Source organism: Mesorhizobium sp. M5C.F.Ca.IN.020.29.1.1 (assembly GCF_003997375.1).
GTDB classification, from domain to species: Bacteria; Pseudomonadota; Alphaproteobacteria; order Rhizobiales; family Rhizobiaceae; genus Mesorhizobium; species Mesorhizobium wenxiniae.
Genome location: NZ_RZSW01001191.1, coordinates 1 through 447, shown reverse-complemented (window position 1 = coordinate 447; position 447 = coordinate 1). Strand labels below are relative to the sequence as shown.

The following is a 447-nucleotide window of genomic DNA, read 5'->3' as shown; positions in this document are numbered from 1 at the left end:
GTGCGGCGATGCTGCCCAATCGATCACCGGACAGACGATTTCGATCTCGGGAGGCGAGACATGGTAGCCGGTCCCCTGCCCGCGCCGTCCGGACCCGGCAAGGATCGGCTGCGGCTGTGGGTGCGGCTGCTGCGCGCCTCGCGGAGCATCGAGGCCGAGCTGCGCGAGCGCCTGCGGCAGGAATTCAACACGACGCTGCCGCGCTTCGACGTGATGGCGGCACTCTACCGCGCGCCGGAAGGCATGTTGATGAGCGACCTGTCGCGCTTCCTGCTGGTGTCCAACGGCAATGTGACCGGGATCGTCGACCGGCTGGTTTCGGAAGGGCTGGTTACCCGCGCCCGGCGCAATGGCGACCGCCGCACCTCGATGGTGCGGTTGACGGAGGAAGGTTCGAAGGCTTTCGCTGTGATTGCCGCCGCGCATGAAAGCTGGATCGGCGAGCTG

Annotated in this window: 1 protein-coding gene; it reads left to right on the top strand. The window is 67.3% G+C overall.

The window, feature by feature from the left end; translation table 11 throughout:
* Positions 1-60 precede the first annotated feature (60 nt).
* The coding region (locus EOA85_RS36990; protein WP_164760216.1) for a MarR family transcriptional regulator at positions 61-447 on the top strand (387 nt) is incomplete at its 3' end.